This is a genomic window from Lactobacillus sp. ESL0681 (assembly GCF_029392835.1).
Lineage (GTDB): Bacteria > Bacillota > Bacilli > Lactobacillales > Lactobacillaceae > Lactobacillus.
Genome location: NZ_CP113943.1, coordinates 1,758,880 through 1,785,112, shown reverse-complemented (window position 1 = coordinate 1,785,112; position 26,233 = coordinate 1,758,880). Strand labels below are relative to the sequence as shown.

Genomic DNA, 26,233 nt, shown 5'->3' with positions numbered 1-26,233 from the left:
CAACACTCCTAAAAATTATTGTCCTAGTAATCCTGTCCACGCACCAAAAATGCCAATAGCAGCAATCAAAAGCAAAATATACTGCGACTTCCAGCCTTTTTTATCAAGCCAATAAATAAAACCAGTAAACAGTAATGGAATAATTCCAGGAACAATTCCATCAAAAATCTTTTGTACAGTCGTTGCATCAGCACCAGTTCCAATTTTCATTGGCATGTTAACTGTTACCATCGTGGCAACCATAGCTCCGACAACACCAAGTCCCAATACAGAAGCACCATAAGTTAGCTTATCCATTAACCCAGTTTTTTGAACCTTATCAATAAAAGAAGAGCCAATATTATAGCCAATGAATAGACCATAATATCTAGCAATGATTGCCGGAATATTGAAAATCAATAAAAATAAAATCGGTCCAAGTATGTTACCCTGCATAGCTAAAGAAGTACCAATACCAGTCGCAATAACTCTCAGAGTTCCCCAGAAGAAAGAATCTCCAATCCCACTTAGCGGTCCCATTAAGGCTACTTTGATATTATTAATCGAACTTTCATCAAAGTCAGGATCAGTTGCATTCTGTTCTTCCATTGCAATCGAAATACCTAATGGAAATGTGCTCAACCACGGTGTAACGTTAAAAAATTCCAAATGACGCTTATACGCACTACTCAGCTTATCTTTGCTATTTTTATAAATTTTTTCTAGAGCTGGTACCATGGCATAGGTATAACCCATATTCATTTGCCGTTCATAGTTCCAGGACCATTCCACAGTAAATGAACGCCAAAAAGTTTTCATCAAATCCTTTTTAGTTAGAATTTTAGAACTCTTCATCTTCATAATTGATACCTCCATTATCTGAATCTTCTGTATTTATACCTGCTACAGCCGTGGCACTTTGATCTGTGTTAACAAGTGCTTTACCCTTAAATGCTGAATAGCCTGTCAATACTAATGCTAGACAAGCACCAAAAATTGCCACTCCTGTAACTGGAACTTTTAGATAAACAGCCAGTGCAAAGCCAAGGATAAAGAAAGTAACATTATTCTTATTGACCATCATCTTCAATAACAATGCAAAACCATAAGCTGGTAATAAACCTGTTGCGATTCCTAGACCATCAATTACAAACTTAGGGATAACAGCTAAAACCTGCTTAATTACTGGACTACCAAGCAAATAAGAAATTCCCACAACTAAACCAATTGGTAGGTTAATTGAGAAAAAGCCACCCCAATTACTCATTCGGCCAATACCTTTTCCATTTGCTTCATCTCCATATTTATCTGCCTTATGCACAAAGAATGGCAAAATAAAGATAAAACAAAGGTTTTTAATTACTAAAACCAAAGAAGCGATTGGAATTCCCAAGGTTAAAGCCACAGCAGTACTTTTTCCTGCATTTAACGCAAAAGCCGTACCTAAGACACTACCCGAGATAATCTCCGGCGGAATTGAAGCACCAATTGAAAATGAACCAACAAATGCTAATTCTAAAGTTGCTCCCATGATGATTCCTTGGTGCAAATTACCCAAAACTAAACCTGTTAATGTACACGTAACTAGTGGCCTTGATAACATTGATGAACCTAAAAAGTATTCTCCATTTCCTAGCATTGCAATCAAGGCTAAGATCAAGGCGATTAAATATTTATTCATAATTTACCTCTCAATTTATTTATGAAATTCTCGCTTTTCTTCGCTAGGAACTTGTTGAATCCAGACATCAACGCCATCGTTTTGCAGATCGACTAATTGTTCAGCCTCAGTATCAGTCAAGTTGATAGTTTTAGAATAATTTTTGGTTCCTTCACGAGGTTTGGTACCTCCTAAATTAAGACCTTTGATTTTCCCCTGAGTACCTTTTATTAACTTTGCTGCATCAGCTACTGATTCAACTACAATCAACATTTTATATTTATCAGTAATTCCTGAGTTAATTGCTTCAATACTTTCGGCAACACTCTTCATTACTAGTTTGGCATTGTCAGGTTTAGCTAAACGGATAGCTGATTTGCGAAAATCATCTTTGGCGACACTATCGTTAACAACAAAGATGGTATCGGCATCCAAACTATAAAACCAAGAAACTGCAACTTGGCCATGAACTAAACGGTGGTCCACTCTTACAAGTTTAATCATGTTATATTTCCTCCATTAATTAAAATCAATTGAATATTCAGTATTTAATGCATCTTGCATTCGATATTCAATAGCAACATTTTTCTTATCAGCTGTTGAAAAAAGATTAGTTATCTTAAAAATTGGTGATCCAATTTTTAAGTTCAACTGCTTACTACTTTCAGCTGATGCCTCAATCAACTGAAAATCTTGATATACATTTTCAAGATTAAATTTACCTGAATTTACCACCTCAATGATGGGCGTCACCTTCAGACAAGCTGGATCAAAACCTGGGAAATTATCCAATGGCAATAATAATTTTTCAAAGGATTTTCCATGGCTTGATAATGTTTTAAATGATACGTAATACAGTAATTCATTAGCTGAGATTCCTAATATATCTGCATAATAAGGGCCAACTAACCGTAAATAAGTATCCTTAAATTTAACTTTATCTGATGATTCAAGATAAGTTGGTCTGATGATACCAGTCATATTCAGAATATTTTGCTTTGAAATAGTAGGCCTTACAAATAAACCACTTCCTTTTTTACGAACTACCTTTTGTTCACTTACTAACTGATCAATTGCTTTACGAATAGTTGTGCGACTTACACCATAAATTTGTTGTAGTTCATTTTCATTAGGTAAACTATTTCCTGGAGAATAAAAACCATTGGCAATTTTGTAATTAAGATCAAAATAAACATTTTTAAATAGCATCTTAATCCTCCTGATAATCAAAAATATTATTAGCAGTGAAATAGTATTTAAACTGTTTACCAATTAAATATTGCCTGGTACATTCAAGTGGACGATCATCAGCTTGATAATTAAAACTTTCAATTTGATAAAGAGGCTCACCGTCTTTAACTTGCAACGCCTTAGCCAACCTATCATCTGCTAAAATACACGTGATATCCTCTTTACCATATGTTGGTACAGCATTATATTCATCACATAAAATCTGATAAAGTGATAAGTTAGTAAAATCCACCTTTTCCAAAGTTGGAAATTCCGCTTTATTAAAGTATGTAATTTCATAACTTAGAGGCTTATCCCTGTTGCAGTGAATTCTTTCTATCTTTAATAATTGACTTGTCTTTGACCCAAAAAAGTTTTGCAATTGTTTGGTGACCTGAACACTGCTTGTCGACAAATGCTTTATCTTAACATTTTGATTTCCTAACTCGGCAGTCATTGACTGCATCCCCAGCATATTAATATCGATCTTTTTATTTACTTCAATTCCTGAGCGTTGTTTAACAGACACTACACCTTCGTCTTGAAGGTGACGCAAAGCATGTTGAACAGCACTTCTGCTAATTCCAAGCTTATCAGCAATTTCTCTTTGACTTGGTAAATCTTCTCGCTTATCAATGGAACTAACCAGATGCTGCAAATATTCTTCTACTTGTATACTAGGAGATATCTCTCTAAATTCTGTTATATTCCCTCACTCCTTTGGTCTTATTTTTATAAAACTTATATTTAAAATATTGAATATTCAAAAATTTATACAGTTTAATAGCTATGTAAACAAACTTCAAAAGATAAGTTTTGTTTTTTTAATACCAGATATAATAGTAATCGCTTTCAAAAAATATGTCAACGCTTTTTTATAAAAAAGTCTATTTTTGATAAATTAAATTACCGATTAATCTTGATTTCAGCACATTTTTACTTTAACTATCATACAAACTAAAGTAGAATATTATTGATAAAGAAGGAGCGTCTTAGATGTCTAAAATTGAAAAACCTGTCGTGATTGGCATAACTGGTGGATCTGGTAGTGGTAAAACTACTATTGCCCATAAAATAGTTGAACAAATGGCTGAAAATGAGCACGTCTTGATTATGGCTCAAGATTCGTATTACAAGGATAATACTAATATTTCAATGGCTGAACGCATGAAAATTAACTATGATCATCCTGATGCCTTCGATATCCCACTACTAAAAAAACAGATCAACGATTTGCTTAACTATCAGGCAATCGAAATGCCAATCTACAACTTTAAGGATCATACTAGAAGCAAAGAAACCATTCACATTGAACCTGCAGATATCATTATTCTTGAAGGAATTTTAGTTTTAGCTAGCGCAGATATTCGCGATCTGATGGATATTAAGGTTTATGTCGATACAGACGATGATATTCGCTTTATTCGCCGATTAGAACGCGATATTAAAGAACGTGGACGCTCAATCGACTCAGTAATTGAACAATATTTGCAGACCGTTAAGCCGATGTATCATCAGTTTATTGAACCAACTAAACGCTATGCCAATATCATTATTCCTGAAGGTGGGGAAAATGATGTCGCCATCGACATGCTGACAACCAAAGTACACGCTGTCTTAAATCGAAAATAAAAAAGTTGAGTTTTTACGCTCAACTTTTTTATTAACGAATTTTTGCATAATATTTAAATTATCTTTGGCTTTAACGCCTTATCGAAAAGATTGGTAATTAATTTAACTAGAACGCCATCAAATACCAAAGCCGAAATCATGTTAGTAATGAACATTGTAATTTGTAAAGTCATACTGTATTTGTTCCAACCATATAAAAAGTAAGTTGGGACAAATGACCCCAGTCCGGCAAAGAAAGCGCCAATCAAGACACTAGTCCAAGAAAATTTTTGATAACGTTCTTTTTTAGGAAAAAAACCAATCTCATTAGTTGCTCCTTGAACTATTCCAGAAATAACTGTAATGGCTCCCCACTGGCCCCCAATTGCCATCTCAACAACTGCAGCTAATGTTTCACCAATTGTTCCGGAACCACTTGTAGGGACAAAATACATTGCTAATGGTGCCGCCATGAGCCATAGGCCAGCAAATACTGTATCTGTCACTGGGGCAAAACCTGTTGGCAGTAAAGCCATTTTAACCAGGTTATACGCCCAATTAAAGCCATAAGTATAAACTACCCCCATAATAATACCAATTAAGGCAATCAAAATTATTGATTTAACATTCCATTTTGATGATCTGGTAAACATAAAAATACTCCTAGCCCTTCTTAAAAAAGTCAACTAGGAGTACAATAATGCTTAATTATTAAACACTTCCCTAACGCAGGTATTATCCTGTTCAGGTTCCAAGGGTTTTTCTCAGCTATTAAGCACCCCTAGTGACATACTATATTTTCGTATAGTATACCACAGGCAATGCTATTATGATAAGGAAAAGGAAAAATGAACAAAATTCCAACAAGAATTAAAAATTACGAAGACATGGGTATTGGTTTGTTTATTCATTGGGGGCTATATTCACAACTTGCTAAAGGCGAATGGACGGAATATATTCATCAACATGATCAAGCAGAATACGAAAAATTAATTGCTTCCTTTGCGGCAGAAAATTTCGATGCCGATAAAATTGTCCTTGCTGCTAAACAGATGGGCGCCAAATACATTGTCCTAACTACTAAGCATCATGAAGGCTTCTTCTTATACGACACTAAAGGCTTATCAACATTTGACGCAATACATAGTTTAGCTCACCGTGATTTGATTAAAGAATTTGTAAATGCCTGTAACAAATATGATATCAAACCATTTTTCTACATGGCAACTTATGATTGGCACTCGCCTCTTTATCAGAATAACTTTAATGATTACCTTGATTACTTATTGAATTCAGTCAAAATATTATGTCAAAATTATGGACCAATTGGCGGATTTTGGTTTGATGGTGATTGGGATAAAAAAGACGCAAATTGGAAACATTCACGACTTTACGGTATGATTCGCAAATATCAACCTGAAGCTATCATTATTAATAATACCGGTCTTAAAGAACGTGGCCAAATTAGTAATTCAGAGATTGATGTTGTAACTTATGAACGAGAAACACCCAGCCAAGTCAATCACGGCTTTGATGATAAGTATGTAGCTGGTGAAGCTTCAATTACTATGAACAAACACTGGGGATTTGCCAAAAATGATTTAGATTTTAAGTCCGGTAAAGAATTAATAGAAAATATTGTGCATTGTCGCGGCATTGGTGCCAATATTTTGCTCAACATTGGACTTACTGGTAGTGGCAAAATTCCTGAAATAAATCATGCTATTATGCAACAAATAGGTAATTGGACAGAGATGGCCAGTGAAGCTATCTATAAAACCCGACCTGAGGCCAGGGTCCAAGCAAATGGTAATCAAAAAGATTTGGTACTTGGCAATGACAAAAATAAGTATCTGTTTATTCATGACTTAGAAATCGTCGGTAACGACAACGTGGTACTGGGCGGAGAAGGAAATACTTTGCGGTCTTTTGAAGGTTTCTTCAAAGAAATAAAAGCTATCAGCTGGTTAGACAACGGAGAAAAGCTATCATTTATGCAAGAACCAAAAAACGGTACATTAACTATTAATGCTTCTGGTTATGTCTATGGTAGCGATTGGTGTGTTCGCATCGCAAAAGTTACCTTTAAATAATACTTCAACTTTACCAACTAAAAAGCTCGCTAAATATTTCAAAAAGAAATTTAGCGAGCTCTTTTATATTAAATTACTGAAACTTGAAAGCTAGAAATCACCTCAAAAGAGCGTGATTTCTAGCTTTTTTGCCTAAAAAATAAAAACGCAAGCCCTCTCTGCGTTATACTTTAAATAACCAAAACTAAAGTTACAGGAGTTCTTACGTTATGAACAGTATACCGCAATTCAATCAAGAAAAGGACACTTCTTCCTTAATTTCATCTTTTACAAAATTAATTGGTCTAGCTGACTTAAGTAAACAAGTTAATTTTAAACGTCATTCTTTAGTTAGCCTGCTCATGGTAGTCAAATGGTTAATCCAATCACGTTTTGCCCGTAAATCACTGTATCGTTTTGACCAACCAGCTGAATTTACCTCTAAGACTGGCAGAAATATCCTTAATGATGAAACGCATCAATTGGCAAAAACTGCTTTGCTTAGCTGCTGCCAAACTAATTAAAGTACTTAAACCGGTAATTGACAAGCGTAGAAGACTAGCTTTGATTGTAGATGATACTTTGCTAGCACGTTCCTATTCTAAGAAAGCTGAATTACTTGCCAAAGTTTACGATCATAATGAGCATAAATATATTAATGGTTTTCGTGGCTTGACCGTTGGTTGGAGTGACGGCAATACTTTTTTGCCAGTTAATTTTGCTTTGATGTCCACCAAGAAAAAACAAAATCTGCTTGGCAGTAAAGCCACTACAACCGATAATCGTTCTATTGCAGGCAGAAGAAGAACCCAAGCCCAAAGGCAAATGAATGATGTCACGGTTGAATTGCTTAAGCAAGCTATCAATGAAGGAGTACCAGCAGACTATGTACTGTTTGACAGCTGGTTTGCCTCGCCAAAAATGTTCTGGCAGTTAAAGCAGTTAGGATTAGACAGTGTCTCGATGCTTAGTTGAGCAAGAAGGTATACTACCGCTATCGTGGTCGCCTTTATGATGTAAAAAGTTTGTATGAACGCTTAGCTGGCTCAAAGCTGAAAGCCAAAGATGACTATCTTTATAGTTGTGTAGTCGAGGCAGAGTATCAAGGACATAGTTTTCCTATCAGACTAGTATATGTTACTAAACGTGGTAATAAGGGAAAGTACTTGGTCTTGGCTACCACCAGATATCAGCTGCAACCTAAAGAAGTCATTCAGCTTTATGGTCGTAGATGGCAGATAGAAACCTACTTTAAAGCAGCTAAGCAATACCTAGCTTTAGATAAATCACAAATTCAAAGTTACGATGGTCAGTGCGGATATTTTGCAATTACCGCCTTAACTTATGACTTGCTGGCTTGGCAAGAGAGACAAGCAGTTGATGAGCGAACAATTGGGGATTTATTCTATTTGATGAATGATGCGTTGCCGGATTTGGCGTTTGAAGAAGCATTGGTCTACCTGCTAAGTGCCCTAAAAGCAGTTAAAGAAGAAATAACCACAGAAGTCGAGCGGATAATAAATAATTTTATTAAATTACTGCCAAGATTTATTCAAAAGCAGCTGCAGAGAAGCGTCTAAAATATAATTAAGAACCAAAAAAGCCAGACTCAATAAGGAATCTGGCTAGTTTTACTGCTTTCAAGTTTCAGTTAAATTATACTTTATCTTCCTTAGTGGTACCTTGTTTATCCTTGCGGTGCATAAAGGTTTTAATATTGCGATCAAATGAGTTTAAAAAAACAATACATCCAAAAACAAACACTGCCCCTATCAAAGTTAAACCAATAGAATTCTTACAATAAATGATTCCAAATGCTAATAACAAAATGCTAAGTAATCCTACTAAGACACTGTAAATTTTATGTCCAGCAAGATAAACTTGGCTAACCACTTTATTGGCAAGCAAAAAGATAATTAACAAGCCAATAATTAATAAAAATGTTTGCCACATTTAATTTTTCCTTTGATTACTTAGACTCAAAATTAAATTTTGTCCAAGGACGTAAATATTTTAGTAGTGATAATTCATCAGCCTTAATCGCCCCAACCTTATTCTTTCTTTTATCACTATGTGGTTGTAAAACTACTTGTAGTTCATTCTTATAGACACCAAAATCATCATTACAAATTAGAATGTCCCCTACTTCAAATTCACAATCATTATCGTGAGCTGGATTATCATCATGATATTTAACTCGTGGTTGAGTTGAACGTGCAACTAAGGAATTACTATCGCCGCGACGAAAATGATTCTCAGTTAATAAAATTTTTTGTTCTACTTCACTAATATCCTTAACCATTTCTACGTCAAGAGTTAGTTTATATCTATCTAATTCACTAAGACTGCGCAATTCAGATTCACTAGCATACGAATTGCCAATGATGACATCATCAATTAGATTACTCATAAATAGGGACTTAGCTTGAACTTCAACTGGTAAATACCGGTCCGATTCCCGCGTAGGTAAACCATCATTGACATCCCAAGGACCATGAGTTCCGCATTGACTAGAAACAAACGCTGCTGTATGAATACCATGTTTTTTGAAGTTTTTACTACATTCAATAAAGAAGTCATCATCTAAACCGCAACCAACTTGTGGATAAAAGTTATGACAACCGTAAATAAACGGTTCGTTTGCTTCGTAACTCAAAATATTATCTAAATACCCGGTGTTATTACTCATATTCAATTCTATAATCATATGTTCAGGATTATAAGACAAAGCGGCTTCAGTCATCCCATCAAATCCCTCATCTAATCTGATGGCAGAAGCACCTAATTCTTCAAAAAATGAAAGATCAGTATATGAGGCACCTAGTTGTTTAAAAATCCGTGGCGACACATCAAGTGTAGTACTAAAACCATGCTTATTACCAAACTTAATAATATGTTGGAACTTTTTCTTAGTTGCTTCCACATCTTTAGCTTCAAGCATACTCATAAAAATTCGCGTATAACCATATTTTTCACCTAACAAAAGATACTGCTCATCTTCTTGTTCATTACTGTGATCCGGATAAATTGATAATCCGATATTTCTCATCGTCATAGATTGTCTCCTATAAAAAATTTAATCATTAAAGTTAAAAACACTTCACCAAATTACTTGTTGAAGTGTTTTTAGTATTTAATAGAACTATTTATTTAATTCTTCCTCGACTAAATCAAGTAATTTACCAGTAGCAAGAGGATTATACATATTGCGTGGAATCATCACAAAATTAATATCATGATTATTTGCTTCTTCTTCAACAACTTTTTTACGATAAACTGATTGCGGAGCAAGCAGAACAACGTCATAATCATTGGCATTCAAGTCATCAGCAACATTTTCTGTACCAGTTGCGTGAACTTGAACTTCCTGACCGCGTTTTTTTCCTTCTTTTTCCAAACCCTGAGCAATCAGAGAAGAACTCATTCCACCACTACATGATAATAAAATTTTCATTATATATTCCTCCTAAATTTCATTTAAGCTGCTGCAACTTCTTCGGCTTCAGTTTCAGCTTCAACCTTAATTTGATGTCTGTCCCACATCTTAAAGAATGGCAAATAAATCAGCATCGAGACCAAAATATTGATGATTCCGACGACAATTGCACGCCAATCATACCCAGTCGCAAAGAACGCTCCAATTGGTCCTGGCAAAACCCATGGAACAATCGCCGTAGTTTTATTTAATAATCCTGTTACTGTTGCTGCCCAAGTAATCAATCCATCAGCCATTGGTGCCAAAATAAATGGAGCCGCAAAATATGGATTAAGCACAATTGGAATACCAAACATAACTGGTTCACTAATGTTGAAAATACTTGGAATTAAAACAACTTTACCCATGGCCTTGCCCATTTCAGATTTAGAAAAGAACGCCATTAAGATACAGAGTGCCAAAATAGACCCAGCACCACCAATGTAAACAAAGAATTGTAATAATTGTTCTGTCATAAAGTGTGGTACTGTTGCAGCCGTTGCACCGTGTGTAACGGCTGCCATATTAGCATTTAAATGTTGATACCAAAATGGATAAACAGGTGTCGAAGTGATTGCACCATGCACACCAAATAACCAAAATAAAGAATTAAAAAAGATCGGTACCAGCACTGAAATCAAATTATCTTTACCAAACTGTGCTAATGGTGACAACAAATCAAGTAAGGCCTGATTTAAATCAAAATGTAAGCCAGCCTTAATTAGCCACGCTGCAATAATTAAGACAGAGGCTGGAATTAATGAAGTAAACGCACTTGAAACTGCTGGCGGCATACCATCAGGCATTTTGATAACTAAATTTTTCTCTTTAAAAAAGTGAATTACCCAAACTGAAGCAGCTGCTGCAAACATAGCTGTAAATAAGCCATATGATCCAAAGTTTTGGGCTGGAAAAACTGTCCCTGCAGCAATTCCAGTCTTCTTAGCAATCTCAGGTGTAATAGTACCAGGAGTAATAGTCAACATTAAATACACCATCACAGCGATTGTACTACTAGAATTACGATCAAGCTTATATGACTTAGCTAAGTGCGAAGCAATTGAATAACATGCATACAATCCCATTAAACCAATTGAAAAAGTAACCGGTAATTGAAAAGCAGCAATATTTTGTTTGATAAACGGCAACGGAATCTGTGCAATCAAGGTAAAAATAGAACTGGCAATTGAAACTGGAATAATTACGGCCATCCCATTTGAGATAGCCGACATATACCTATTTCCAGCTATTGCAGCCATTACGCTTGAAATTTTTTCTGAATTAAATTTCATTTCTGCCTCCTTTATACGATAAATAAAATTATTTTTGTTTTTCCTTTAATTCAACCAACTGCTTGTTAGTATTAACAATATTGGGAGTTAAATCACGAATTAATTCTGCAGCCATCATTTGATCTTCTGCATGAACCAGCAAAATACTAAACGGTAGTTTTTTCTGATCTGCCTCAGAACTAATTATTTTCAAATGAACATTTTGTGCTGTTTTTAAACATTCATTAGCCTTCTTAAAATTAGTATCATAATTAGCGAATTCACCATGCTCTGCATCATCAATAATTTGCATTAATAAAGACCGTGCCTCACCAGTGTTGCTTATCATATCAAAGGCAACCTGTTCGATTTCATCCATTTTACTTCACCTTCTTTCAATTAGTATTATCCTGAATACTAGCTGTTTTCACCATTCGTTAATAGTAACCGCTTGCATATACCAATTATATTATAAGTTCAAAATTGTTACAATCTTTTTTTGAAAAAATACATCAAAAAAAGCCCTTGAAATTGATATTTCAATTTCAAGGGTTTTTAAATATTTAACACACCACAATACTTTTAATTAGTTTGTTTATTAATTTCCCTTAGCCCAGGTAAACTAACCATGATAAGCAAACTAATAATATATAGACTTGATAAAAAGCCCATCACCACCGTTAAGTTATAATGATCCATCAACATCCCGATGATAACTGAAGAAAAACCACCAATTGCTCGCCCAACATTAACAATAATATTATTCGCACTCGAACGAATTTCAGTTGGATACAGACAACTAATTACAGCACCATACCCACCAAACATCCCATTAGAGAAAAAGCCAACAATGGCGCCAATTAGCAGTAGTGTAATCATGTCAGTGGCTAAACTTAGGGTATAAACCATAATTGCCGAGCCAATTAAGAAAATGGAAAATGCTCGGCGAGGACCAAAATGATCAAAAATTGAACCAAAAGTCATCATCCCAATACTCATTCCAACGATGGTGGCAATCATCCATAAACTTGAATTAGCAACATTCAAATTCAATTGCTTTTGAACAATCGTTGGCAGCCAATTCATTAAGCCAAAATAACCAGCTATCTGCACAATCATCATGATCATTAAGCCCAAACTTTGCCACGCTAAACGAGGAGTAGCAAACATTTTGCGGACAACCGTTGTTAATAAGGAATCTTTTTCTGCACTTTTTGCATTTAAAAATTGTTGACTCTCATGCAAATGCTTTCTAACAAAAATAGTTAGCACCACTGGCACAATTCCGACCAAAAATAACATATGCCAGCCAGCAGTTGGAATAATCCAAGCCGCAATGATTGCTGCAAAGATTGCGCCAATTTGACCACCAACAGCAGCAATTGAAGTTAACTTACCAATTTCATTTTTAGGAAAAGCCTCAGCAATTAACGAAATCCCCACTCCATATTCTCCGCCAGCTCCGACACCTGCTAAAAAGCGTAAACCATAAATCAAATAAAGATTATTGGTAAACGCCATACAAGCCGTAGCAACTGCAAAAATGATTACGGTATGGCTAAAAGTTTTTACACGGCCAATCTTATCCCCCAAGATGCCAAAAATGATGCCACCAAATAACATTCCTACATTAGTAATCGATGAAATCAGTCCTGCTGCAGGTCCTGAAAGGTGTAAATCAGCAATCATTGAACTCATTGCAAACGACAAAAATAGCACATCCATGTTTTCTAACATAAAACCCGATGAAGTAGACGCAAGCGTCCATTTCTGATTCTTACTTAGTGCATGTCTGTGCCGATTAGCTATTTCCATATTTAATTCCTCCAAAATGAGCGCTCACTGTCGCTCAATTATTTCCTTGGAAGATCATTTTACTCGGTTTATCTTTTTTTACAACAATATTTTTAAAATTTACTAAAACTAGCCAGTTTTTCTGTAGTTAAATCACGAATAATTGCCACTGTCAAATCAACCGCGGCTTTAAAGTCTTGGTAGGCGCTAAAACAATATGGTGAATGCTCATACCGAACAGGAATCCCAATCACAATTGTTGGTGCGCCATTTTCATAATATATTGCGGCACCATCTTGACCACCACCAGTTCTAACTGAGCGAGTATAAGGCAAATGATTTTTATCAGCCAAATCACAAGCATACTGCTGAAATTTAGGATTAGGCAGAAAAGAAGTATCCATATCCCGCAACATTGGTCCACGTTTCAACCCAGTCTGTGACAACCAACTATCTGTAAAAGTATCATCTGCTGGACAAGATTCAAGCACAATTGCCAGATCAGGTTTTACAGCTCTAGCAGTAACATAGGCTCCACGTAAACCAACTTCTTCTTGACTTGATAAAGCAGCAACTACGTTTAAATTGGTTTCCTCACCTTTCAAGTTATCCAACACGTCTACCATTGCCGCAGCGCCAAATCGGTCATCAAAATCTTTACCAAAAAATAGACCATTTTTTTCGTTATATTCACACTTTACATCCACAAAAATTGGACAGCCAGTATCAATCTTATAATCGTTAATCGTTTCATCACGTGAACTCGAACCTACATCAATCGACATCTCACTAACATCAGGAACATTATTACGTTCAGCGTCTGTCATAAAGTGCGGTGGTTTAGTAGCCACTACTCCACTAACATATTCACCATCACGGTTCTTAATTTTAACGCGCAAAGCTGGAATATTATATTTAACCCAGCCACCAAGAGGAACAAACTTAATCATTCCGTTTGGTCGTACAGCCTGCGTAATGAACCCAACAGCGTCAGAATGAGCATCAAGCTGGATAACCGGCTTATCACGTTTATTTTCTTTTTTGGCAGCATAAACATTCAACATACCATCGACTTTAACATCTGCCAAACCCTTAACTGTTTGGGTAAATAGCTTAACAAACTCTTCCTCAAAGCCTGAAGTCGAATTTGCATCTGAAAAATCTTTTAGCATTTGAATTTCTTGTTCTTTTTTCATTTTGCAACTTCCTCACTTGTCATCATCTTATCTCTATTATAGCAAAGAAGATCAAATTTCAACTGGATTTCTAGCCAATCGACTAATTTTAGAGAAAAATCGCTATCATTACAGGCAAAACGATAATTTGTGCAACTTTTACTTGAAAAAATGATATAATCGAACTTATTAAGTTTAGCAATTTAGTTGAAGTGAAGGGTAGATAAATGTCGAAACGCGACAATATTAGTAAAATTATTGATCATAAGCTATTTACTGAGGACGATATCCAGCAAATGTGTGTCAGCTTAGGTAAGCAATTAACCGAAGACTATGCTGGAAAAAAGCCATTAGTTGTTGGAGCCCTTAAAGGAGCAATCTTCTTTTTAACTGATTTAGTTAGAGAAATGGATGTTGAAGAAGAAATTGACTTTATGGATGTTTCCAGTTATGGGAATTCCTTCGAGTCTACTGGTAATGTCAGATTAATTTCTGATTTAAGTACAGACGTTAGGGGCCGCGATGTGTTAATTGTTGAGGATATCGTTGATACTGGTCTAACTTTGCAGTACATGAAGGAGTTGATACTGCAGCGTGGAGCTAACAGTGTTAAGTGTTGCGTTTTGCTTAACAAAGAGGCCAACCGTGCAACAGATGTCGAGATCGAATACTATGGTTCAAAAGTTGGCAATGAATTTGTAGTTGGGTATGGCCTGGATTTTAAGAATTGTTATCGTAACTTACGTTACATTGGTGTGTTAAAGCCAGAAGTTATTGCCCAGACTGCAGAATAAATAAAATACGACAATCGAAAAGGAGTTATTTTAGCAAATAACTCCTTTTAAGTTTTACCAATTTTTATCCTATGTTTGGAACATCATCAAGGTGCTTAGCATTAACAACAAACCAGCGCATAAAGCCCTGTTCAACTTTTTCTAATTTGAACTCAAAACCTTCAAATTCAACCGTTTCATCTTCTTTTAAATCTGGATAGTGCTCCATCATGTAGCCACCAATAGTGATAATATCACTATTTTGAAAACTAGCTAGATCCTTGCGGAAATATCGTTCAAAATCATACAAGGTGGTTTTACCAGAAACATGAATCTGCCCTGTCTTATCCTTGATAATGTAATCATCAGAAACATCATCAATTTCATCTTTAACAGTGCCAAACAATTCCTCATAAATATCTTTATCCGTAACAATTCCACTAGTACCACCATATTCATCCACAACCAAAACAATGGGAGTATGTTTTTGAATCATTAAATGCAAAACATCTTGAATTGGCATCGATTCTGGCACAGTTATCATTGTTCGAATGATTCGAGTTATTGGAACCTGAGCATTGATTTGATTTTGTTGAACAATGTCAAAAGAATAAACATAACCAACCATGTCATCCTTATTATTATCACGTACAACTGGCAACCTGCTCTGACCAGACTTTAGATAAAGCTTCAAAGACTGCTCAATTGTATCCGTTGAATTAATTACTACCAATCGCGTACGATCAGTCATAATATCCTTAGCAACTTTATCATTGAGTTCAAACGCCCGTTTCATATAAGTCAAGTCGTTTTTATCAAGTGACCCACCATGAACAGCTTTACGTGATAACTTGATGATTTCAGATTGTGAATAAACCTCGTCTTCTTCTTTTTCAGGATCAAAACCTAAAATTTTTAGTAAACCATTAGAACTGGTATTGAGTAACCAAACAAAAGGATAAACTAAAGTATGGAAAAACTGCAAAGGAGTCGCAATTGCCAATAACATCTTTACTGGCATTTCAATAGCAATATTCTTAGGCACAATTTCAGTTACCACAACCTCTAAATAAGTTAGAAAGATAACACCTAAAACTGCACTCAAAGACCGGACTACCGATCGATTTAGTTGTAACAAATTAAACAAATTAGCAAACAATACTGCAAAGGTATCGGCCGAAAACCAACCTAAAACTACTCCTACCAGCGTAGTACCGACTTGCGTTGTTGATAAGTATTCATTTAGATTATGCACCATATGCAAAGCACGTTTAACCTTACCAGTATTGCCAGACTTGTTAGCCAGCATATCTTCTAGTTGACTAGAACGCGTTTGGACTAATGCAAATTCTGCAACTACAAAAAAAGCCGCAAACACGAAAATCACTAAAGTTGCAATTAAGTTAGTTATTATTTGGGTTGTATTCAAAATTATTCCCCTCAATTAAAATTCTAACCTATATTTTAGCATTAATAACTTGTCTATTCACAAAAAGAGCAGAATTATTTAACAAGTTTATAAACTTTTTCAAACGGCAATCGTTCTGGGAAAAATTTGGGATCATTAACTTCCGCTAATTTATCCTTATATCCTAACCCAATTGCCATTCCGACCAGTTCATCTTCCGGAATTTGGCCATATTTACGCACAATTTCAGGATAAGCAACCATAGAATGCGCGGGCATTACGCCTAAGCCCTCATCGATTGCTAACAACATTATGCTTTGTGCCAGAATTCCTAAGTCAAAAACAGACCAAGCTGGCGATGAACGCGGAATTGTCAAATAAGCCACAGCTTGCGCATTAAACATCGTATCATTTGCATCTTTAAATAAGTCCATTTTGTTATGAAAAAAGTATGGTAAAGTTGCTCCAACAGCTGCCATATTTTGACTAGGATATGAATCCCAGTTTAGCGACAGTGTGGTAGCAAAATCTTCATGTGGTTTTACATTTTCATCAAGTTGTTGTTTTACCTCCCTTTTAAGGCTACTGAGAGCATTTTCAGTTACCATATAAATTCGCCATGGTTGCGAATTTAATAATGACGGCGATTCTTGCGCTTTTTTAACTATTCTAGCAAGTACTTTTTCGTTAACTTTTCTATTAGTAAACTTACGAGTTACGCGCTCATGGTCATATACATCATTAAATTCCATTGCGATTCAAATCCTTACATCTTAAATTAAGCATATTAATACACTCTTATTCTTTCCAATAAATAAATTTATCAAAAAACTTAAACATAAGTAACAATAACCTATACTCTTCCCGTTTTTAACATAAAACTTGAATAATTTTATCCAAGTTTTTTTGCTAAAAATTAATTAAATTAATCACACACACATAATAATACTAATCAATAATGGACAACTTTGCAAAGATAAAAAACAAAGATAACACTTATAATTCGCGTTTTATCAGGATTTAATAACGATATTTTTTGTAACATTTTTAGATAGTTATAGCTATATTAATATCAAATTATTATTTTATAACCTAATATCATTTTTTAAAATAATTAATGAATAACTAAATATCATTCATAAAAATTAGTACATTTTACTAAAAAACAGTTCAATTAGACTTTTCTAATCAAACTGCTAAATTAAAATTTATATTTGCGACGCAGCTCTCGTTCCTGATCGCGTTTTTTGATCGTTTCACGTTTATCATACTGCTTTTTACCTTGACCAACGCCGATTAATACTTTAGCGAAGCCATGCTTTAAGTATACTTTTAGTGGTACAATCGTAACTCCTCGCTCTGCTTGTTGCTTAGCTAAGCGCACAATCTCTTTTTTATGCAGCAGCAGTCGGCGACTACGCACAGGCTCATGATTGTAACGATTGCCCTGTTTGTATTCACTGATATGAACGTTCTCTAAGAAGGCGGAACCATTAACAATTTGAACATAGCCATCACGCAAATTAATCCGACGAGCGCGAACTGACTTAATCTCTGTTCCCGTTAATGATATTCCAGCTTCAAACGTATCCTTGATGAAATAATCATGATGAGCTTTTTTATTTTGCGCAACTAAATTCTGATCTTTACCTTTCATCAGTTCACTATCCTAACGCTTATATCTACTAAAGTGTGGATGATTGCCATTTGAGTGATAATTTCCACCCTTTTTACCATTATGATTACCACCGCGATCATGATGAAAATCACGCTGGTCACGGCCAGCTCTATTACCACGATCATAATGTGGCGTCTTTGGAGCATTCGGATCATAAACCTCGAAATCGAGTTGGTGCTGTTCAATATTAGCATTAATCAGAGTTACCTTGATTGGCATCCCAACTCGATACTGCTTATGATTACCACGACCAGTCAATGTCATGTTCTTCTCATTATAACTATAAAAATCATCAGTTAAATTCGAAATATGAATTAGCCCTTCAACAGTATTAGGCAATTGAATAAACATCCCAAAACTGACCACTGAAGCAACAACTGCATCAAAATGTTGCCCAACTTGATCAGCCATGTATTCGGTCATCTTCAAGTCATTAACTTCTCGCTCGGTATCGATAGATACCCGCTCCTGAGTTGAAGTTTGTTCAGCAACATCTGGTAAATAACTAGCAAAATGCGTTTGCGTTTCTTTTCCTACACCTTCTTCAGCATAAGCATGAATCATTCTATGTACCATTAGATCAGAATAACGTCTAATTGGTGAAGTAAAGTGCGTATAAAATTGTGCTGCTAAACCAAAATGTCCTAGAGGTTCTTCTGAATAATGCGCCTGTTTTAAACTACGCAACATCATCATTTGCACTACTGCTTCTTCAGGGGTGCCAGTGGTTTTAGATACGACTTTTTGTAAATCAATTGGCTTAATATGATTAGGATCTGCCTTAACGTCCAAACCAAATGCACTGCAAAATTCGAAGAAGTTCTTAATTCTTTCGCCATCAGGTGTCTCGTGAACCCGATACAAAAACGGTACGTGTTTTTTATAGAAATCTTCTGCAACCGTTTCATTAGCTATTAACATAAAAGATTCAATCATCTTTTCTGCAACACCACGATCATGCAACACAATATCAGTTGGTTTACCTTGATCATCCACAACAATCTTGGCTTCAGGTTCCTCAAAATCAATTGCACCACGTTGATGACGCTTTTGATACAAGGCATTATGCAATTGTGCCATATCTTGTAACATTGGTTGTAATTGTTCATATTTAGGCTCAAGTTCAACAGTATTGTTAGGATCTAAAGCTTGATTTACTTTTTTATAAGTTAATCTGCCATGCGATTGCATCACACTAGGATGAATTTGATAATTAACTCTCTCACCACTTGGCGTAATTTCCATTTCACATGATAAAACTAAGCGATCTTGGCCTTCATTTAGAGAACAAATACCATTAGAAAGACGAAACGGTAACATTGGGATTACCCGATCAACTAGATAAGTACTATTACCACGGGTATAAGCTTCTTTGTCAAGTGGAGAATTTTCAGTAACATAATGCGCAACATCAGCAATATGAACTCCTAAATGATAATTTCCATTAGGCAATTTCCATAAAACCACAGCGTCATCAAAATCTTTAGAATCGTCACCATCAATGGTAACTGCTGGTTGATCGCGAATATCTTCTCTGTCAACCAGATCTTGCTCACTAATATGGTCGGGAATTTCATTGGCCTGCTTCATTGCATCTTCAGACCATTGAGTACGGACTTCATGAGCAGATACAATCGACATAATATCGACGCCAGGATCATTCTTATTACCAATAATATTAATTACCAAACCAGCCATGGTATCTGGATTATCCTTACTTGGATAATTGGCAATTGAAACCTTAACCATATCTCCCATCTGTGGTCTTAAACCGTCTTCACCCACATAGACGCGATACCGATGTAATTTTTTATTAGTACTTAAAACATAGCCAACAAAATGACTCAACTTTACTTGTTCATCAGGCAAAGGATAAAATTCACCAACTAGCGTATCCATGCTACGCTCAATAATGGTTTCTACCTGGCCTTCAGGACCTTTACCATTCCAAGGATTACCATCAGCTGTTATTTTAACTCTGACTTGATCGCCATCAATTGCATAAGCTGTGTAATCACTAGCAATGAAAATATCATCAACAGTATCATCCTCAAGCTTTACAAAACCAAAGCCTTTATCATTTGCCTTAAAAATTCCTTCAACAACTGTGTTTTCTACAGCTAGCTGATAACGGCCGTTACCATCGGTAATAATTTTCTTTTCTTGTTCCAGATAAGCCAGTGCCTTAACCAGATCAGAAAAACTTCCCAAATGATCACGGCGCAAAAGCCGCTCAATCTGCTCCACTTGATATTGTTTATTAGGATTGTGACGGAATATCTCCAAAACATTAGCTAAAATTTTTTCATTTTGTGCCATGCACAAATCTCCATTTCATTAATAAAAATACAAAAAAACCTCCCAAAACATTGATCGGGAGGAACCAAGCCTATTTTGAAGACAAATAAGCTAAAATAATAGCAAAAACGAAAAAGAGCACTAACAAAACTGCGGTCACTTTTTCCATAAATGCTTCAAAACCACGTTTCTTTGTTTGACCACTAAAAACCGCGCCACCTGACAGAGCATTCAATGCATCCTGTTGCTTTTGCGGCTGCATCATTGTTGCAATAACAATTAAGATTGAAACGATAATTAGTAGCGTCATAAATAAATTATACATGCGCTGCCTCCAATATAAAGATACGATTACTGTTAAATTTTAGCACAAAATAGAATTTATTTCGAGCCCTTATTCTTAAGTTCAGGCGCATCTGTTTGGAATTTATCCTGCGTCGTCTTTTTACCATTTTGATACCATAAAGAAGTTTTGTCAGTCGTATATAACCTCTTTAACGATACTTCTTTATTGTAATCATAATCTTTGACCTTTACTTTTTTGAACCATTTGGGTTTATAAAAACGCAACAGATTCTGATCAATTATTCGATCCGAAAGCGACAACTGCGTTGTCACATTATTCGAAATTGCCGTTAACTTAGTCTTCACCCTTTTAGTTGGTTTAGTTAACTCAGTCCCCGTCTCAGTATCATAATAACTCCCACTAACCTTAGTATACTGCGGTGTAATAAAATCACCATTTCGCTGTGGGACAATTTGCGGATTCTGCTTGCTCAATAAGTCATGGCCAAATTGAATTGTTTGCTTATTATTAATCCCTAACAAATTAAGCAGTGTCGGCAAAACATCTATTTCACCACCATAGGTCGGTTTAATACCGCCCTTTAAACCTTTCATATGAAACATCAACGGTACCCTCTGAAATTTCAAATTATCGAAGTCAGTGAATTCGTCTTGCTTAAGTAGTTGTGCACTCGCCTTATGGTGATTACCTGAAATACCATAATGATCACCGTAGAAAACCAGTAACGTTTTTTTATCTAGCCCAGTTTTCTTTAGCCAACTCATAAATTCGCCAATTGCCTGATCTAAATAGTGTGCAGTCTGCACATAACCATCAACCGTTTCATCCCCGGTATCAGTCTTAGTAATTGTTTGGTTCTTCTTATCCAGATCATATGGATAATGATTGGTTACAGTAATCATTTTTAAATAAAACGGCTGCGGCAAGCGCTCAATATATTTGATTGATTGCTCAAAAAACATTTTATCCTTAATCCCATATCCCAAATAGTAATCTGGCTTGTTATCATAGTAAGATAAAGGCATAAAATATTGATACCCGAATTGTTTATATGCGTTGTTCCGATTCCAAAATGAACCGGCTCCACCATGCATCACAGCAGTAGTATATCCTGCTTTTTGATTGAGAATTGCTGGTGCACTTTCAAAAGTATTCGAGGTACCATAACTTGACATTGCAGATCCCGATTGCAGACCGTATAACGAATTCTCTAGCATCATCTCAGCATCAGAGGTTTTTCCTTGCCCAACCTGATTATAAAAGTTGCTAAAACTCAACGTATCTTTAGCATGATATAGCTTGTTTAAGTTTGGTGTTACAGCCTTGCCTTTCCACTTATAGCCAATTAAGAATTGCTGAAAACTTTCAAGGTGAATTACCAATACATTTTTACCTTTAGCTACTCCGGTATATTGCGGATTAGGCTTAACATAATTTGCACGCAGAAATTTTTGAATCGAATTAAGATCTGAAACATTTGCTTTAGCCATTTGTGCACTTGTTTGGGCAGTTTTAAAACTATCATACACAGCGTACTCATTGATACCTAAGTATTTAACAATATAGTTATTATCAAACGTTCTAGTTAAAAGGCCTGAACGATCTTTTTGCGCCATTTTTAAATTAAGTCCAATTAAAACGACAGCTAAACATTCGATTAAGATATTAAATTTGATTTTTAACGTTCGTAAGTCATACTTAATAATTTTACTTGCTAATAAACCAACAATTACTACAACATCACTTAAGGATAAAAAATCTGTCGCATGAATAATACCAACAATACTTTTACCTAAATTATCTGAAGTTGATCCTGAAGTCTTAATAATTGATACCGATAAAAAATTTGAAAACTCCCGATAATATAAAATATTGGCAAACAGCCATAAACTAAGGATTAAGTCAATTGTGATGATAATCCAATAGGACTTGCGCCCCTTAAAAAAGAGTCCTGCACCGAGCAACAATAAGCCAGCAGGTAATGGATTAAAAAATAAGAGCAGATTTTGCATTGCTCCCACAGCACCTAAATTGAACTTCGTCAAATAGATCACATAAGTTTTAAGCCAAAAAGATACCAAAATCATGGTAAAAAATCCTAATTTGTTTTCAGTTAACCACTGAAAAAAAGCTTTGGTTCGTGCCATCCGATTCTCCTTTCACTAACTTAATATCTTACTCGCAAGCTAAATAAAACAAAGTTCTTTTAGGAAATATTAACTATTCTTGTTTGCCATAACTTTCTTTGGCTTAAAACTCCAACCAAAAATGCCCAAAATCATCCCAAAGAAATAAGTTACAAAGCGCCAAATAAACATTCCTAAAACTAAAGTACCACTATTGCTAATAAAGGTCGCAAACAATGTCTGAAAACTATATTCGGCACCTCCAGAAGCGCCAGGAATGGGAACAACTGCCATGAACATGGTAATCATAATATTCATTTGTGTTACACTAGCCCAGTTTGCTGGCACATTGAGAGTTACCAAAATAAGATATGGAATTGAATAAAAGCATAATAGCTGCAGAATTGTAAACAATACACTTAGGACTAATTTCTTTTTTTCTTGTTTTAATTTTTGACTTTCTTGATAAAAAGTATCAATTTTGGCCATAGTATTTTTGCGCCAAGACGCAATTTTCTTAGGACTGAAAAATTTAGCAAGTAAATCGAGCAGCCAATTAGCCAATTTTTTAGTCCAATCGTAAGCAAACAGGGCCGCAAGCAAAAAAATAATCGATCCTACATGAATCAAAAAGCCAATTGCAATAAAAATTGCTAAACCAGCAAACTTGGTTGCTACTAGATGAAAACCAAAAATAATCGTTGTTATGTAAGCAAAAAAGACCACGATTTGGTAAATGATAAACTTCATCAATAGTAGCGAAGTTGCCCGACCACCTTCAATCCCCATCTGTACCATTGCAGCCAATTGTGATGGCTGACCTCCAGTAGACATTGGTGTGATCGCATTAAAAAGGGCTTGAATTAATGGTATCCGAAAAAATGACCACTTAGATCGATGAGGTTCGTTTTTGCGACTAGCCAAAACCGCCAACGTGCTCGCTTCAAAACCATAAGACAGCAACATTAACAAAAAAACGGCAATTAGTGCCACGTAATTTATGTTATTTGCAGCTTGCAACAATTGAGTAACTGGTGTTGATTTTAAATCCACATACAAAACCGTGCCACTAATAAGTAAGACAACTAAAATGCCCCAGACGTGTTTTTTATTCATTAGCGAATCTGTCCTAATTTTTTACCAATCGCATATTGTTCATGATAAAACTCATTCCAAATTCGCGCCAAATTATCTTCTGAATATTTAACACTAGCCTCGTTAGCTAAATTACTATACTTATTTAACAAAGCTGGATCAGAGGCCATTTGACGTAATTGTGCATTCATCTGATCAAAATCTTGACCACTTAAATAGTAACCAGCAATAATGGCTTGATATAAGTCAAGGTCCCGCAACAAAACTGGTGTTCCACAACTAAAAGCCTCAAGCACTGACATTGGAAATAACTCATCAAATGATGGTAAAAGGAACACGTCCGCAATATTCAGATAGTCAACCAATTTTGAGCGTTCAATTATTCCTGTAAAGGTGAGGTTTTTAGGAGGGTTGTCAACCAACTTCTTAAAATGGTCATAACCATCAGTGATTTTGCCAAACGAAAACCCACCTGCCCAGATAAACTGCATTTCTGGATTAGCCTTGGCCAGCTTAACAAAGTCATCTACACCCTTACGTGCTTGCACTTGCCCATCACCTAGTACAACGAATTTATCCAAAGGAATACCTAATTGATGGCGAAACGCATTCTTCTTTTCCTGACGTTCAGGATAAAATTCTGCCTTTGAGACAAAATTGGGAATATATTTCACTCGATCTCGTTTAATACCATACTTAACCAATTTATCAATAAAAATTGGATTAACCACCACAATTTGATCCATTCGTTTATAAAAATCAATCACATAGCGATAAAAAACTTTTTTAGCAAGATTAGGTAACTTAATTGAGCCTTCTAAAGTTTCCGGTAAAAAATGTACATACCCAATCTTACGTCCACGTGCACTTGCAAAACTGTTAGCAAAATAAGTAGGATTAATTGTATGATAGTGAGTTAAATCACTCACTCCATATTTATTATTGGTAACGTAGAACTCATCAACTAGACGCGTCCGCATCAAATCCATTAATTCCTGATAAGCAGAGCCAACTCCCTGTCCTTGAACCGAAACGGCTTGCGAAAACATATTTATTCTAATCATTTGTATCCTCTTTAAGATCCTGGGCGTAATTTATAATCACATCTTGATAAAATTGATATACTCTTTTGCCAAAACGTTTAGCAGAGATTTGCTCCAACTTTTTAGCTAACTCTTCTTTAGGTATTTCATACGAACCTTGTCTCAGATAATCTAAAATCTCAGTAGTCATTTCACTAGGTTGAGTAAAAACTTTTCCCAAACTAGTATCATCAAACACCTGTTCAGTGTAATCTGTATCATAAACAACACATCTAGTACCAGCAGCTAGGGCTTCAATGTAAGTTAGTCCCTGAGTTTCAGTATCACTAGCCGAAACAAAAACATCAGCCATCTTGTAATATGCACCCACGTCTTCGTGGGCTACACTACCAGTAAATATAACATATTCTTCCAAAGTCAAACGCTCTACTTGATCTTCTAAAACATCAACATCTGGACCATCACCAGCAATTACTAAGCGAACTTTAGGAAACTCATCAATAATGTCTGGCATTGCCGTCAAAATACGATCAATTTTCTTTTCGCCAGCTATTCGACTTAAAGTTAACAACACAGGTGCGTCACTGGCAATTCCTAATTCAGCACGAATATCACGATTAGGCGCTTCTGACATCGTATTGACGTCGACACCGGTTGGAATGACTCTCATAGGTATAGTTACGCCATATCGCTTAAGTAACGCTTTAACACGCTCGCTAGGAGCAATTACGCCGGCCATATTTTTAAGATAAACGTTAGTAAATTGCTTAACATGATATGGCTTTAATAAATGACCATTTAAAACATAATGTAAGTAATCTTCGTACATAGTGTGATAAGTATGAATTGCTGGAATTTTGAGTTGATGGGCCACGTATTTGCCAATCATTCCCAAAGCAAATTCAGTTTGTGTATGAACAATATCAAGGTTAACTTCACGCGCAACTTTAGCAGCTTCAAAAAAGCCACGAAAAGCCACCCGGCGATCAGTAAAAGAAATAAACGGTACACTACTAAAGCGAAAGACATTCGGTTCAACAGTATCTTTAGATACATGCGGATCAGTTGTAGTAAAAATGAACACATTGTGTCCCTGCTTCTCCAATGAATCTTTTAAAGTCTTAATTGAAGTCGCAACTCCACTAATTTGTGGAAAATATGTATCGGTAAAAATACCAATATTCATTTGAATACCTCCATATACAGGTATTATAAAGATTCCACATTACTTGTGCAAT

General features: G+C 35.6%; 25 protein-coding genes, 1 pseudogene and 1 riboswitch. Of the genes and pseudogenes, 4 read left to right on the top strand and 22 right to left on the bottom strand.

Annotation, left to right across the window (positions count from 1 at the left end; translation table 11 throughout):
- Window positions 1-15 precede the first annotated feature (15 nt).
- From OZX59_RS08600 to OZX59_RS08580, 5 genes are read right to left on the bottom strand one after another with little or no spacing between them, the layout of a single operon-like run.
- On the bottom strand, window positions 16-834 hold the full coding sequence (locus tag OZX59_RS08600) for a PTS system mannose/fructose/sorbose family transporter subunit IID (RefSeq protein WP_277127015.1): 819 nt from the start codon (window positions 832-834) through the stop codon (window positions 16-18).
- Window positions 821-1,660, bottom strand: coding sequence for a PTS sugar transporter subunit IIC (locus OZX59_RS08595; protein ID WP_277125943.1), 840 nt, complete (start codon window positions 1,658-1,660; stop codon window positions 821-823). Before OZX59_RS08595 ends, OZX59_RS08600 begins: the two co-directional genes overlap by 14 nt.
- A 15-nt stretch (window positions 1,661-1,675) precedes the next feature.
- Window positions 1,676-2,143 carry a PTS sugar transporter subunit IIB gene (locus OZX59_RS08590; protein ID WP_277125942.1) on the bottom strand — a complete coding sequence of 156 codons (468 nt, stop codon included), beginning with the start codon at window positions 2,141-2,143 and terminating at the stop codon, window positions 1,676-1,678.
- 15 nt (window positions 2,144-2,158) lie between these two features.
- Window positions 2,159-2,848 (bottom strand): GntR family transcriptional regulator, encoded by a 690-nt coding sequence (locus OZX59_RS08585; protein WP_277125941.1) that lies wholly within the window; start codon window positions 2,846-2,848, stop codon window positions 2,159-2,161.
- A 1-nt stretch (window position 2,849) separates the two neighbouring features.
- Window positions 2,850-3,545 carry a GntR family transcriptional regulator gene (locus OZX59_RS08580; protein ID WP_277127014.1) on the bottom strand — a complete coding sequence of 232 codons (696 nt, stop codon included), beginning with the start codon at window positions 3,543-3,545 and terminating at the stop codon, window positions 2,850-2,852.
- Between the two features lie 320 nt (window positions 3,546-3,865).
- Between OZX59_RS08580 and udk the strand changes: the two genes are divergently transcribed.
- Window positions 3,866-4,501, top strand: coding sequence for a uridine kinase (udk, locus tag OZX59_RS08575; RefSeq protein ID WP_277125940.1), 636 nt, complete (start codon window positions 3,866-3,868; stop codon window positions 4,499-4,501).
- 53 nt (window positions 4,502-4,554) lie between these two features.
- Here udk and OZX59_RS08570 read toward each other — a convergent pair whose 3' ends face one another.
- Window positions 4,555-5,133, bottom strand: coding sequence for an ECF transporter S component (locus OZX59_RS08570; protein WP_277125938.1), 579 nt, complete (start codon window positions 5,131-5,133; stop codon window positions 4,555-4,557).
- A 50-nt stretch (window positions 5,134-5,183) separates the two neighbouring features.
- Window positions 5,184-5,273, bottom strand: a riboswitch (TPP riboswitch).
- Between the two features lie 55 nt (window positions 5,274-5,328).
- Between OZX59_RS08570 and OZX59_RS08565 the strand changes: the two genes are divergently transcribed.
- The gene (locus tag OZX59_RS08565; protein WP_277125937.1) at window positions 5,329-6,573 is read left to right on the top strand and encodes an alpha-L-fucosidase; all 1,245 of its coding nucleotides are present in this window, start codon (window positions 5,329-5,331) and stop codon (window positions 6,571-6,573) included.
- A 209-nt stretch (window positions 6,574-6,782) separates the two neighbouring features.
- Window positions 6,783-8,132, top strand: a pseudogene (locus OZX59_RS08560) (transposase).
- 76 nt (window positions 8,133-8,208) lie between these two features.
- Here the strand turns inward: OZX59_RS08560 and OZX59_RS08555 are convergent.
- From OZX59_RS08555 to OZX59_RS08525, 7 genes are all read right to left on the bottom strand, one after another.
- Window positions 8,209-8,505: a hypothetical protein gene (locus OZX59_RS08555; protein ID WP_277125936.1), complete on the bottom strand. Its 297-nt coding sequence runs from the start codon at window positions 8,503-8,505 to the stop codon at window positions 8,209-8,211.
- Between the two features lie 16 nt (window positions 8,506-8,521).
- Window positions 8,522-9,607, bottom strand: a complete 1,086-nt coding sequence (locus tag OZX59_RS08550) for a MupG family TIM beta-alpha barrel fold protein (protein WP_277125935.1) — start codon at window positions 9,605-9,607, stop codon at window positions 8,522-8,524.
- Window positions 9,608-9,694: 87 nt separating this feature from the next.
- On the bottom strand, window positions 9,695-10,006 hold the full coding sequence (locus OZX59_RS08545) for a PTS fructose transporter subunit IIA (RefSeq protein WP_277125934.1): 312 nt from the start codon (window positions 10,004-10,006) through the stop codon (window positions 9,695-9,697).
- A gap of 23 nt (window positions 10,007-10,029) precedes the next feature.
- Entirely contained in the window at window positions 10,030-11,319 is a 1,290-nt protein-coding gene (locus tag OZX59_RS08540) for a PTS transporter subunit EIIC (RefSeq protein ID WP_277125933.1), read from the bottom strand.
- Between the two features lie 28 nt (window positions 11,320-11,347).
- The gene (locus OZX59_RS08535; protein ID WP_277125932.1) at window positions 11,348-11,677 is read right to left on the bottom strand and encodes a PTS lactose/cellobiose transporter subunit IIA; all 330 of its coding nucleotides are present in this window, start codon (window positions 11,675-11,677) and stop codon (window positions 11,348-11,350) included.
- A gap of 203 nt (window positions 11,678-11,880) precedes the next feature.
- Window positions 11,881-13,113, bottom strand: a complete 1,233-nt coding sequence (locus OZX59_RS08530) for an MFS transporter (RefSeq protein WP_277125930.1) — start codon at window positions 13,111-13,113, stop codon at window positions 11,881-11,883.
- Between the two features lie 92 nt (window positions 13,114-13,205).
- Window positions 13,206-14,288, bottom strand: coding sequence for a M42 family peptidase (locus OZX59_RS08525; RefSeq protein ID WP_277125929.1), 1,083 nt, complete (start codon window positions 14,286-14,288; stop codon window positions 13,206-13,208).
- Window positions 14,289-14,494: 206 nt separating this feature from the next.
- Between OZX59_RS08525 and hpt the strand changes: the two genes are divergently transcribed.
- Window positions 14,495-15,061 (top strand): hypoxanthine phosphoribosyltransferase, encoded by a 567-nt coding sequence (gene hpt, locus OZX59_RS08520; RefSeq protein ID WP_277125927.1) that lies wholly within the window; start codon window positions 14,495-14,497, stop codon window positions 15,059-15,061.
- A gap of 64 nt (window positions 15,062-15,125) precedes the next feature.
- On the opposite strand, the gene OZX59_RS08515 is transcribed toward hpt, so the two are convergent.
- The 9 genes from OZX59_RS08515 to OZX59_RS08475 form a co-directional block, all read right to left on the bottom strand.
- Window positions 15,126-16,469 carry a hemolysin family protein gene (locus tag OZX59_RS08515; RefSeq protein ID WP_277125926.1) on the bottom strand — a complete coding sequence of 448 codons (1,344 nt, stop codon included), beginning with the start codon at window positions 16,467-16,469 and terminating at the stop codon, window positions 15,126-15,128.
- Between the two features lie 74 nt (window positions 16,470-16,543).
- Window positions 16,544-17,200 (bottom strand): nitroreductase, encoded by a 657-nt coding sequence (locus OZX59_RS08510; protein ID WP_277125924.1) that lies wholly within the window; start codon window positions 17,198-17,200, stop codon window positions 16,544-16,546.
- A 449-nt stretch (window positions 17,201-17,649) separates the two neighbouring features.
- Complete coding sequence (gene smpB, locus OZX59_RS08505; protein WP_277125923.1) at window positions 17,650-18,105, bottom strand: SsrA-binding protein SmpB; 456 nt, start codon at window positions 18,103-18,105, stop codon at window positions 17,650-17,652.
- A 12-nt stretch (window positions 18,106-18,117) separates the two neighbouring features.
- A complete protein-coding gene (gene rnr, locus OZX59_RS08500; protein WP_277125922.1) occupies window positions 18,118-20,445 on the bottom strand; it encodes a ribonuclease R in 2,328 nt (775 codons plus the stop codon).
- Window positions 20,446-20,515: 70 nt separating this feature from the next.
- Window positions 20,516-20,749, bottom strand: coding sequence for a preprotein translocase subunit SecG (gene secG, locus OZX59_RS08495; RefSeq protein ID WP_277125920.1), 234 nt, complete (start codon window positions 20,747-20,749; stop codon window positions 20,516-20,518).
- 56 nt (window positions 20,750-20,805) lie between these two features.
- On the bottom strand, window positions 20,806-22,878 hold the full coding sequence (locus OZX59_RS08490) for an LTA synthase family protein (RefSeq protein ID WP_277125919.1): 2,073 nt from the start codon (window positions 22,876-22,878) through the stop codon (window positions 20,806-20,808).
- A gap of 69 nt (window positions 22,879-22,947) precedes the next feature.
- Window positions 22,948-23,973: a lysylphosphatidylglycerol synthase transmembrane domain-containing protein gene (locus OZX59_RS08485; RefSeq protein ID WP_277125918.1), complete on the bottom strand. Its 1,026-nt coding sequence runs from the start codon at window positions 23,971-23,973 to the stop codon at window positions 22,948-22,950.
- The gene (locus OZX59_RS08480; RefSeq protein WP_277125916.1) at window positions 23,973-25,016 is read right to left on the bottom strand and encodes a glycosyltransferase family 4 protein; all 1,044 of its coding nucleotides are present in this window, start codon (window positions 25,014-25,016) and stop codon (window positions 23,973-23,975) included. Before OZX59_RS08480 ends, OZX59_RS08485 begins: the two co-directional genes overlap by 1 nt.
- Window positions 25,009-26,181 carry a glycosyltransferase family 4 protein gene (locus tag OZX59_RS08475; RefSeq protein ID WP_277125915.1) on the bottom strand — a complete coding sequence of 391 codons (1,173 nt, stop codon included), beginning with the start codon at window positions 26,179-26,181 and terminating at the stop codon, window positions 25,009-25,011. The genes OZX59_RS08480 and OZX59_RS08475 overlap by 8 nt, the downstream gene beginning before the upstream one ends.
- Between the last annotated feature and the right edge of the window lie 52 nt (window positions 26,182-26,233).

Excerpts from the sequence above, each read along its gene's own strand:
- OZX59_RS08540 (WP_277125933.1), bottom strand. The coding sequence starts at position 11,319 with ATGAAATTTAATTCAGAAAAAATTTCAAGCGTAATGGCTGCAATAGCT.
- OZX59_RS08475 (WP_277125915.1), bottom strand. The coding sequence starts at position 26,181 with ATGAATATTGGTATTTTTACCGATACATATTTTCCACAAATTAGTGGA.
- OZX59_RS08595 (WP_277125943.1), bottom strand. The coding sequence starts at position 1,660 with ATGAATAAATATTTAATCGCCTTGATCTTAGCCTTGATTGCAATGCTA.
- OZX59_RS08585 (WP_277125941.1), bottom strand. The coding sequence starts at position 2,848 with ATGCTATTTAAAAATGTTTATTTTGATCTTAATTACAAAATTGCCAAT.
- OZX59_RS08545 (WP_277125934.1), bottom strand. The coding sequence starts at position 10,006 with ATGAAAATTTTATTATCATGTAGTGGTGGAATGAGTTCTTCTCTGATT.
- OZX59_RS08600 (WP_277127015.1), bottom strand. The coding sequence starts at position 834 with ATGAAGAGTTCTAAAATTCTAACTAAAAAGGATTTGATGAAAACTTTT.
- OZX59_RS08510 (WP_277125924.1), bottom strand. The coding sequence starts at position 17,200 with ATGGAATTTAATGATGTATATGACCATGAGCGCGTAACTCGTAAGTTT.
- udk (WP_277125940.1), top strand. The coding sequence starts at position 3,866 with ATGTCTAAAATTGAAAAACCTGTCGTGATTGGCATAACTGGTGGATCT.
- OZX59_RS08555 (WP_277125936.1), bottom strand. The coding sequence starts at position 8,505 with ATGTGGCAAACATTTTTATTAATTATTGGCTTGTTAATTATCTTTTTG.
- smpB (WP_277125923.1), bottom strand. The coding sequence starts at position 18,105 with ATGAAAGGTAAAGATCAGAATTTAGTTGCGCAAAATAAAAAAGCTCAT.
- OZX59_RS08535 (WP_277125932.1), bottom strand. The coding sequence starts at position 11,677 with ATGGATGAAATCGAACAGGTTGCCTTTGATATGATAAGCAACACTGGT.
- OZX59_RS08530 (WP_277125930.1), bottom strand. The coding sequence starts at position 13,113 with ATGGAAATAGCTAATCGGCACAGACATGCACTAAGTAAGAATCAGAAA.
- OZX59_RS08490 (WP_277125919.1), bottom strand. The coding sequence starts at position 22,878 with ATGGCACGAACCAAAGCTTTTTTTCAGTGGTTAACTGAAAACAAATTA.
- hpt (WP_277125927.1), top strand. The coding sequence starts at position 14,495 with ATGTCGAAACGCGACAATATTAGTAAAATTATTGATCATAAGCTATTT.
- secG (WP_277125920.1), bottom strand. The coding sequence starts at position 20,749 with ATGTATAATTTATTTATGACGCTACTAATTATCGTTTCAATCTTAATT.
- OZX59_RS08525 (WP_277125929.1), bottom strand. The coding sequence starts at position 14,288 with ATGAAAAAAGAACAAGAAATTCAAATGCTAAAAGATTTTTCAGATGCA.
- OZX59_RS08480 (WP_277125916.1), bottom strand. The coding sequence starts at position 25,016 with ATGATTAGAATAAATATGTTTTCGCAAGCCGTTTCGGTTCAAGGACAG.
- OZX59_RS08590 (WP_277125942.1), bottom strand. The coding sequence starts at position 2,143 with ATGATTAAACTTGTAAGAGTGGACCACCGTTTAGTTCATGGCCAAGTT.
- OZX59_RS08550 (WP_277125935.1), bottom strand. The coding sequence starts at position 9,607 with ATGACGATGAGAAATATCGGATTATCAATTTATCCGGATCACAGTAAT.
- OZX59_RS08565 (WP_277125937.1), top strand. The coding sequence starts at position 5,329 with ATGAACAAAATTCCAACAAGAATTAAAAATTACGAAGACATGGGTATT.
- OZX59_RS08485 (WP_277125918.1), bottom strand. The coding sequence starts at position 23,973 with ATGAATAAAAAACACGTCTGGGGCATTTTAGTTGTCTTACTTATTAGT.
- OZX59_RS08570 (WP_277125938.1), bottom strand. The coding sequence starts at position 5,133 with ATGTTTACCAGATCATCAAAATGGAATGTTAAATCAATAATTTTGATT.
- rnr (WP_277125922.1), bottom strand. The coding sequence starts at position 20,445 with ATGGCACAAAATGAAAAAATTTTAGCTAATGTTTTGGAGATATTCCGT.